The 8812-nt window shown below is 64.5% G+C and carries 8 protein-coding genes and 1 pseudogene; 6 read left to right on the forward strand and 3 right to left on the reverse strand.

The features are described 5' to 3' along the window. The 5 genes and pseudogenes from ABYB95_RS11715 to ABYB95_RS11735 all read left to right on the forward strand — a co-directional run. A pseudogene (locus tag ABYB95_RS11715) lies at positions 1–194 on the forward strand (hypothetical protein); the annotation flags it as partial. Positions 195–218: 24 nt separating this feature from the next. Beyond that, complete coding sequence (locus ABYB95_RS11720) at positions 219–884, forward strand: glutathione S-transferase family protein (RefSeq protein WP_372658711.1); 666 nt, start codon at positions 219–221, stop codon at positions 882–884. Positions 885–1108: 224 nt separating this feature from the next. Beyond that, entirely contained in the window at positions 1109–2155 is a 1047-nt protein-coding gene (locus tag ABYB95_RS11725) for an ABC transporter substrate-binding protein (protein WP_372658712.1), read from the forward strand. Positions 2156–2271: 116 nt separating this feature from the next. After that, the gene (locus ABYB95_RS11730) at positions 2272–3159 is read left to right on the forward strand and encodes an ABC transporter permease (protein ID WP_372658713.1); all 888 of its coding nucleotides are present in this window, start codon (positions 2272–2274) and stop codon (positions 3157–3159) included. Then, positions 3152–4282, forward strand: coding sequence for a glycine betaine/L-proline ABC transporter ATP-binding protein (locus tag ABYB95_RS11735; protein WP_372658714.1), 1131 nt, complete (start codon positions 3152–3154; stop codon positions 4280–4282). Before ABYB95_RS11730 ends, ABYB95_RS11735 begins: the two co-directional genes overlap by 8 nt. A gap of 66 nt (positions 4283–4348) precedes the next feature. Here ABYB95_RS11735 and ABYB95_RS11740 read toward each other — a convergent pair whose 3' ends face one another. From ABYB95_RS11740 to hpnD, 3 genes are all read right to left on the reverse strand, one after another. After that, positions 4349–4804, reverse strand: coding sequence for an SH3 domain-containing protein (locus ABYB95_RS11740; RefSeq protein ID WP_372658715.1), 456 nt, complete (start codon positions 4802–4804; stop codon positions 4349–4351). A 114-nt stretch (positions 4805–4918) separates the two neighbouring features. Further along, the gene (gene hpnE / locus ABYB95_RS11745) at positions 4919–6322 is read right to left on the reverse strand and encodes a hydroxysqualene dehydroxylase HpnE (protein ID WP_372658716.1); all 1404 of its coding nucleotides are present in this window, start codon (positions 6320–6322) and stop codon (positions 4919–4921) included. A gap of 69 nt (positions 6323–6391) precedes the next feature. Further along, the gene (gene hpnD, locus ABYB95_RS11750) at positions 6392–7258 is read right to left on the reverse strand and encodes a presqualene diphosphate synthase HpnD (protein WP_372658717.1); all 867 of its coding nucleotides are present in this window, start codon (positions 7256–7258) and stop codon (positions 6392–6394) included. Positions 7259–7391: 133 nt separating this feature from the next. Between hpnD and ABYB95_RS11755 the strand changes: the two genes are divergently transcribed. After that, positions 7392–8648: a hypothetical protein gene (locus ABYB95_RS11755; RefSeq protein WP_372658718.1), complete on the forward strand. Its 1257-nt coding sequence runs from the start codon at positions 7392–7394 to the stop codon at positions 8646–8648. The last annotated feature ends 164 nt before the right edge of the window (positions 8649–8812 follow it).

Genomic DNA, 8812 nt, shown 5'->3' on the forward strand with positions numbered 1-8812 from the left:
CCACCATGGCCGCGTGCATTGTGGAGGCTGCGTCGGTGTCGATACCCCTGCTGGGTGCCCATCTAGACGAAGAGGGCATGCTGGCTTCGCCCGAATCGGCGGCGGCGATCGGCGCACTGTTGCTGGCGCTGGCCGAAGGTGTTGCGCAGGCGCAGGCACAGAAGCCGGGTTCGCCGCCGGGGCATCTGCTCTGAATTTCAACCACCGCTTTTGCCACCATGAGCCTCACCATTTACGGCATCCCCGAGTCCCGCACCGTGCGTCCCTTGTGGGCGGCGACCGAACTCGGTCTGGATTTCACCCACGTCGCCACGAGCTACCAAGGCGGTGGCACCCGCAGTCCCGACTTTCTGGCGCTCAACCCGAACGGCCACATTCCGGTGCTGGTGGATGCGCGAACCGACGCAGAAGGCGGTGAGGTCGTGGTCTGGGAGAGCATGGCCTGCGCGCTCTACCTCGCGCGCCACCATGGGCGGGCCGATGGCCTGGGTATCAGCCCGTCCACGCCGGGGGAAGATGCCGACGCCTTGCGATGGAGTTTCTGGGCCGTGACCGAGGTCGAGGCCGATGCGCTGACCGTGCTGATGCACCGTTTGGTGATGCCCGAAGCGCGGCGCAAACCCGAGTTGGCCCTGACCGCCGAACGGCGGCTGGCGGTGCCGTTGCGGGTGATCGAAGCCCATTTTCAGAAGCAGCAGGCCGATGGCCAGGCCTATCTGGCGGCGGCGCGCTTCACCGTGGCCGACCTGTGCGTGGCCAGCGTGCTGAACTGGGCGCGCCCGGCGCGTGCGCTCATGCAAGAGCATCCGCTGACGAGGGATTGGATCTTGCGCTGTATGGCGCGTCCGGCGCAGGTGGCCGCCAAGGCTTTGAACGGGCATTGAGGCGGTGCCGCACCGAGGTACCCATTCGTACCGTTATATGGAAAACTGGATGAATATACATACATCTAGAAAATAAACGTATAATTGGCGGCTAAGTTCCATCCAACAGCCTGTTGGATGAGCGGCAAGGGTCGTTCTGGTTTTCAGGTTGTTGGGTTGCCTATCGCATCCTATTGGCGCCGTGCGCCGATGGGGTCATCCAACTGAAAAACAGGAGCCATTCCATGCGCCGAATCCCCCATCTCTCTCTCGCCATCCTGACCACGGCGGTCGCGCTGGCCGCCTGCGGCAAAAAGGAAGAAGCACCCGTTGTCGCGCCCGCTGCCGCCCCCGAAGTGGCCCAGGCCTGCGGCAAGGTCACCGTGGCCAACATGAACTGGCAGTCGGCCGAAGTGCTGGCCAACATCGACAACATCGTGTTGTCCAAAGGCTATGGCTGTGAAGTCGAGCTGGTGCCTGGCGACACCATGCCCACCATGACCGCGATGATGGAAAAGGGCCAGCCCGACGTGGCGCCCGAAGCCTGGATCAACGCGGTGCGGCAGCCACTGGAAGCGGCCATCAAAGAAGGCACGCTGCATTACGGCGCCGAGTCCCTGAAGGACGGTGGCGTCGAAGGCTGGTGGGTGCCCAAGTTCGTGATCGACGCGAATCCGAACATCAAGACCATCGACGATGCGCTGGAGCATCCCGAGCTGTTCGCATCTTCGGAAGACAAGGGCAAGGGCGCCGTGCACAACTGCCCGGCTGGCTGGAACTGCCAGCTCTCCACCGCCAACGCCTTCAAGGCCTGGGGCGCCAAAGAAAAGGGCTTTGTGCTGCTCGACACCGGCTCGGCTGCCGGCCTGGATGGCTCGATCGCCAAAGCCAACGAGCGCAAGCAGGGCTGGCTGGGTTACTACTGGGCCCCGACCTCGATTCTCGGCAAGTACGACATGGTCAAGCTGGACGCTGGCGTGCCGCACGACAAAGAAGCGTGGGAAGCCTGTAACGCCAAGGTCGATTGCGACAATCCGGTCAAGAACGACTGGGCGCGCGCCGAGGTCTACACCGTCATCACCGACCGCTTCCAGAAAGCCGGCGGCCCTGCCGTCGAATACCTGAACAAGCGTGCGTGGAGCAACGACACGGTCAACGCCTTGCTGTCCTGGATGAGCGACAACCAGGCCACCGGTGCCGACGGTGCCGTGCAGTTCCTCAAGACCCAGCCCGAAATCTGGACCCAGTGGGTTTCCCCAGAAGCGGCTGAAAAGATCAAGGCATCGCTCTGATCCGACGCGTTTGAACACGTCGCACCCGTGTCGCCTCGACACGGGCATTTCCTCACAGCGGCAAGAATCCCGAACGGGTTCTGTGCCGCTGTTGTGTTTTCAAGCAAAGGAGAACCATGTCCTGGCTGAATGAATTCCCCTCTCTGGGCTCGGAGCAGCTCAGTGCGCTGCGCCGTGCCATCGACGGCAGCTTTCGCGGCTTCACCCGCGAATACGGTGAACCGCTGGAGCGCCTGTTCGACCCCCTGCGCGATTTCCTGCTGTTTTCCGAGCGCCTGCTCACCCAGTCGCCCTGGCCTTTTGTGGTGGCGGCGATCGCGCTGATCGCCTGGGCCGCGTCGCGTTCCCTCAAGATCGTGATCGGCACCGTGCTCACCTTGCTGGCCATCGGCTTCTTTGGCATGTGGGACGACACCATGCAGACGATCTCGATGATCTTTGTGTGCACCGTCGTCGCGCTGGCCCTGGGGCTGCCCATCGGCATTGCCATGAGCCGCTGGGACCGCTTGCAGCGCGTCGTGAACCCGTCGCTGGACGTGATGCAGACCATGCCCAGCTTCGTGTACCTGATTCCGGTGGTGATGCTGCTGGGCATCGGGCGCGTGCCGGGCCTGATCGCGGTGGTGATCTACGCCATTCCGCCGGTGATCCGCTTCACCAACCTGGGCATACGCCTGGTGGACACAGATTTGCTGGAGGCCGCCGATGCCTTTGGTTCATCAACCTGGCAGAAGATGAGCAAGGTGCAACTGCCTCTGGCACTGCCCACCATCATGGCCGGTGTGAACCAGACCATCATGCTGTCGCTGGCGATGGTGGTGGTGGCGTCGATGATCGGGGTCCAGGGCCTGGGCCAACCGGTGCTGAAAGCCATTTCCAACCAGTACTTCACCATGGGTGTTTTCAACGGCTTGGCCATTGTGGGCATTGCCATTATTTTTGACCGCGTGTCGCAGGCCTATGGCAAGCGGCTGCAACGGCACCTGGAGGTGGTCCATGGTTGATGCAACGACGGTGACAACAACAGCAACGCAGGCCAGCGCGCCCACGGGCGCAGCCAACGGCAACGCGTCCAGCGTCGGTATTTCCATTCGCCACCTGTACAAGATCTTCGGACCGACGCCCGAAAAATACCTGGAAGCGGTGCAGCAGGGCATGACCAAGCAGGTCTTGCGCGACGAGCACGGCCATGTGCTGGGCCTGCGCGACATCAACATCGACATGCCCGCTGGTGGCATCCAGGTGGTGATGGGTTTGTCGGGCTCGGGCAAAAGCACGCTGATCCGCCATATCAACCGCTTGATCGACCCCACGGCGGGCGAGCTGCTGGTGGGCGAGCAAGACGTGGTGAAGATGAGCCACGGCGAACTGTTGCGCTTTCGGCGCGAACAGACCGCCATGGTGTTTCAGAAGTTCGCCTTGTTCCCGCACTTCACGGTGCTGGAGAACACCGAATACGGTTTGCAGGTGCAGGGGGTTTCGCGCAAGAAACGCCACGAAAGCGCCATGCGCTGGATCGAGCGGGTGGGCCTGAAAGGCTACGAAGACAACTACCCCAACCAGCTCTCGGGCGGCATGCAACAACGCGTGGGCCTGGCCCGTGCGCTCACCAACGACGCGCCCATTTTGCTGATGGACGAGGCCTTCTCTGCGCTGGATCCCTTGATCCGCAGCGACATGCAAAGCGTGTTGCTCGATTTGCAGCAGGAGATCGGCAAGACCATCGTCTTCATCACCCACGATCTGGACGAAGCCTTGCGCCTGGGCGACAAGATCGCGATTCTGCGCGACGGCGAAGTGGTGCAGCAGGGCACCGGCCAGCAAATCGTGTTGAAGCCCGCCGACGACTACATCGAGAGCTTTGTGCGCGACGTGAACCGGGGCCGAGTGATCCGTTGCCGCACCCTCATGCTGCCCGGTGAGCGGGTGGACGGGCCGGACGTGGACCCCAGCCTGGTGATCGAAGAGGCCGCGCGCCAGCTCAGCGTGGACAACAAAGAGGCTGCCAACGTGGTGACGGCCAAGGGCAAGCACCTGGGTGTGATCAGCATGAGCGACATCATCGGCGCCATCGTGCCGCCCAACCCGGAACCCGTGCCTGAGGCGAGCGCCGAAACGGTGGCTTGACCAAGTGGGCATGAAAAAAAGCGGCGGACCGAGAGGTCCGCCGCTTTTTCTTTGGGTGGTGGTGTGCTACCAGCCCCAGAGTAGGCTCTTGGCGATCCAGCCGGTCTGGCCATTGGGGCGTTGTACGCGCACCCATTTGCCTTTTTTCTCCTTGGTGCGCAACAACTCACCGTACTCGGCCTTGCCCAGGATGCGCGTGCGGGTGCTGGGGCCTTTGCGCACATTGGCGATGCGCGACTTCACCACATGGTGGGGCGTGCTGCCGGTGAGCGAGCGCGCCACCCAGCCGCTGTCGTCTTCGAAATCGCGCACCTGCAGCCACCGGCCCTGGCGTTTCACCACCTTCAGTGGGTAGCCCCGCTTCAGTTCCCACAGCACTTCCGTTTTGGTACTGGGCCCGGAACGCATGTTCAGGGTACTGCCTTTCACGCTGACCATGCTTTGTGCCATGGCACTCGACAAACTGGCCAGGGACAGGGCGATGGCGATCAAAAACGGGCGAACGGTGGCTACTCCAAACATGCGCAAAAGCTCCTTTACTCGAGGTCAAAAAAACGGGTCAGACCCTGAGAAGTCTAAAGGGGCGAGAGGTTCCGCTCAAATGCACGTGTTTCGACCGACCGTGGGTGGCGGCATTCAGCGTGTACCGGGCGCGTGTTGCTGCACCCGTTGGGCGGCTGCACGCCCACTGCGTACCGCGCTTTCGAGCGTGGCGGGGTAGGGGCCTTGCAGGTAGTCGCCAGCGGCCCACAGACCGGGTGCCATGGCCATGGGTGGCCTTTGCAGGCCGGGGGTGCAGGCAAAGGTGGCGCGCTTCTCCACCACGGTCTGCAAGGCTTGCAAGCGGTGCAGGTCGAGTTGTTCGGCCGCTTGTTGCAGCACACGTGCCTGCAAGTCGCCGCGTTCACCGCTGCTGTTGCTCACCACAAAGGCCAACACGCCTTGCATGGCCGCGTCGTTGGGCTTGAGCTGGCCACGGTCAAACGCGAATTGCGCCGGGGCGCGCTGGGCGTCTGGCCAGGGGCGCAAGGCCAGCATGGGTGACCGCAGGTGGGCACCGTTGCCCCAGGCGTAGACCGTGGTGATGGCGGTGAAATCCAGTGCAGCTGCTGCGGCCGCCCAGTCGGCCAGCTCGGGCCCGTGTGCGGCTTGCGTGCGGGGATCGGCGGCAGCGGCTTGTGCCACCAGCGCGGCGGGGCTGGCCGCCGTGGCCCAGATCACCTGGTCGTAAGGCTGGCTGATGTCGCCCCCTTCTTCGCCAATGCCCTCACCGTGCAGCCGCCACCGCGTGCCGTCGTTGTGCAGGCCCTGGATGCGGGTACCCAGCAGCAGGCGCGCATGGGCTTCGTGGTGGGCCAGCAACCAGCGCGCGGCGGCTTCGGGAAACAAGGCCGACAAATCGGTGTGCGGCAGCAACATGCTGGAGGCCGAAAACGCTTCAAACCCCTGGCCCAGCAAAGCGTCTTGCCAGACCCGCAAAAACACCTGCGCGCTGGCGTCGGCCATGGCCGTGTTCAGCGCCGACACACACAGCGGTTCGATCAGTTCGTCGCGCACGCGCTGAGGCAGGCCCGCGCACAAGGCCGCCACGCTGAGCTGGGGGGCGCAGACAAAACCCGCGCGTTGCCAGGCCAGCGATGTCCGCACCAGCGCCAGCCGTTCGCGCCAGCTCCAGCCGGTGGCGGTGGCGATGGCCGCCACCGCATCGAGTGGGGCGGGCCAGCCCGCTGCCCAGCTCGGTGTTTGCAGACCCGAGCCGTCCGAAAAGGCCAGCGACAGCGGCAGGCGCAGCAGCGATTGCGCCGGGGGCATGCCCACGCGCTGCATCAAGGCCAGGGTCTCGGTGTAGGCGCCGATCAGCAGGTGCTGCCCGTTGTCCAGCGTGATGGGCGTGCCATCGGGCAATTCCACGTCCAGTGCGCGGGCGCGCCCACCCAGGGTGCGTGTGGCTTCGAACACCGTGATGTCGTGGTGGGCGCCGGCCAGCTCCACCGCAGCCGCCATGCCGGCCCAGCCACCGCCGACGATGGCGATCTTCATGTTAGGCCCCGGGCCGCGCAGCGGCGCCACCAGGCGGCACAGGCGCCGTTCTGGAGGTCGGAGGTGGTGTTAAAGCCGTCCAAGCGCTTGCACCTTCCAGGCCAGCCACAGCTTGCGCAAGGGCGTCAGGCCCACGCGCCGCGTGAGCACCAGCATCGGCTCGGTGGCGATCTCGCGCAACAGGGTGCGGTAAATGCTGGCCATCATCAAGCCGGGTTTTTGTGCGCGCCGGTCGGCTTCGGGCAGGAGCGCCAAGGCCTCGTCGTAGGTGGCCAATGCGCGCTCGCACTGAAAGGCCATGAGTGCGCCAAAACGCTGCTGGAAATCGGCGGCGTCCGCGCCCGTTGCGGTACCGCGCTTGAGCAGCTCGTGTGCCTTCACGTCGAAGCGTTGCAGTTCGTTCACCGGCAGGTAGATGCGCCCGCGCACCGCGTCTTCACCCACGTCGCGGATGATGTTGGTGAGCTGGAGCGCCAGCCCCAGGCGGTGGGCATAGGCGGTGGTCTGTTCTTGCGTCTGGCCAAAAATGCGCGCCGCCACCTCACCCACTTCGCCCGCCACCAGGTGGCAGTAGCGCTGCAGGTTGGGAAAGTCGAGGTAGCGGTTCTGGTCCAGGTCCATCTGGCAGCCGTCGATCACGGCCAGCAGATGCCGCGCTTCGATGCCGAAGGCGGCACGGTGTGGTACCAGGGCCAGCAGCACCGGGTGGCTGGGCGAGCCGGCAAAGGCCTGCGCCACTTCGCGGCGCCACCAGGCCAGCTTGGTGGTGGCCACGCCGGGATCGCTCACTTCATCGACCACATCGTCCACCTCGCGGCAGAATGCGTAAAACGCGGTGATGGCGGCGCGCCGCTCGGTGGGCAAGAAAAGAAACGCGTAATAAAAGCTGCTGCCCGAGGCAGCGGCTTTTTGTTGGACATAGTCTTGTGGGTTCATGGACAGCAACGGGGTTGTCTGAGTGTAATCAGCTGCCGTGGCACACAGGGCGGCAGGGCCCGGCGGCGGGTATGGGCTGGTCCGGGTGTGGTTTGAAGCGCGACAATCGCATTTCGATGAAGGCGAGGACGGTATGGCCCAGGTGTACGCCAGCGCGGTGTTCAGTTCCAAAAGCTTCGATATCAATACCCTGCGCCTGCGCCGGCTCGCCGGTGATCGGCGCACGCCGGCGTGGTCGCAACACATCGAGCGCGCCCACCGCTGCGCGCTGGCCTTTTGCCTGAACGGGTTTTACGCCGCCTCCCTGCGCGTGGAGCACCTGCTTTCGGCCCGCTTCCAGCCCAGCGCGGACCTGCCCGAGATCTGGAGCGACTGGACCTTGATCGAGGACAAGCGCCTGGGCATTTCCACCTTGCACATCGCGTTTGCGTTTTCGGCGCTGCAGATCGATCTGGACGATCCACGCAGTGGAGCGGTGGAGAACGTGGCCGCATTTCTGGCGCAGGTTTACCAACTGAGCGAGCGCGAAAGCCATTTGATGGGTGGACTGGGCGAGCTGTCCCGGGTGTTGCGTGGTGCGGCCAATCATCGGCGCAACGCGCTGGGGGTTTCGCGCTACATCTACACCTCGTTGATCTGCGACCAGCCGGAACACGTGAAAGCGCCCACACCCGATGTGAAGCTCAACCTCTACCGCTTGCTGTTCCAGCACGCGCGTGGCGTGGACCAGGACGTGGCAAACAGGATGTTGCCCGAGGCTTGGGGTTCGGCGGCATTTTTCCGGCTCTACCACCAGCCGGGCGGCATGTTGTCGGTGTCGTTGCCCTACCCGTCGGATGTGCACGCCACGCACCGGGACTGGTTTGTGCCCGAGGCGCCGGTGCTGGCGGCCATGCCATTCAGCGTCGAGCCCGGCGCTGATCGCTACCCGCACTACGACCTGCTGCCCGAATACCCGCCTTTGCGCTACCTGGCCATGCCGGCCCTGGTCTACACCGCCACCTTTGAAGAAACCCTGCGCGAAGTGCACGAAGCCGCGTTCGGCAGGTGGTTCCTCCAGCTCACGCTGCCCTGGCAGACCCGGCCTGCGGCCCGGCATCTGCTGGCGGCCAACCTCGAAGGCCTGCGTCTGCCGGTGGCGCGGGACCTGGTGCACCGGATGCTGGAGAAGCAGTTGCAAGACCGCACCACCCACGCCTCGATGGAGATGCTGCGCATGCGGGAGTCTGCCCGCAACCTGCTGCTGGCGGTGCTGGCCATCATCCTCACCATCGTTTTTGCCGACTTTGGCAACTCGCAGCGCAACCTGGAACAACTGCTGAAGCGCATCGAGCGCACCCAGGCGGTGCAGGCCGGGCCGGTGCCGCCGCCGACGAAGCCGATCGAATGAGCACCCACTGCCTTTTGCTCACATCCGAGTACCCGCCGCTGGTGCTGGGTGGAGTGGGCCGCTACGTGCACGAAGTGGCGCAGCGGCTGAACCAGCGCATGCGGGTGAGCGTGGCGCTGGTGCCCACCTATGCGGCGCCCACGGTGGGGGCGATGACGGACAAC

It is taken from the genome of Hydrogenophaga sp., assembly GCF_041633695.1.
GTDB lineage: Bacteria > Pseudomonadota > Gammaproteobacteria > Burkholderiales > Burkholderiaceae_C > Hydrogenophaga.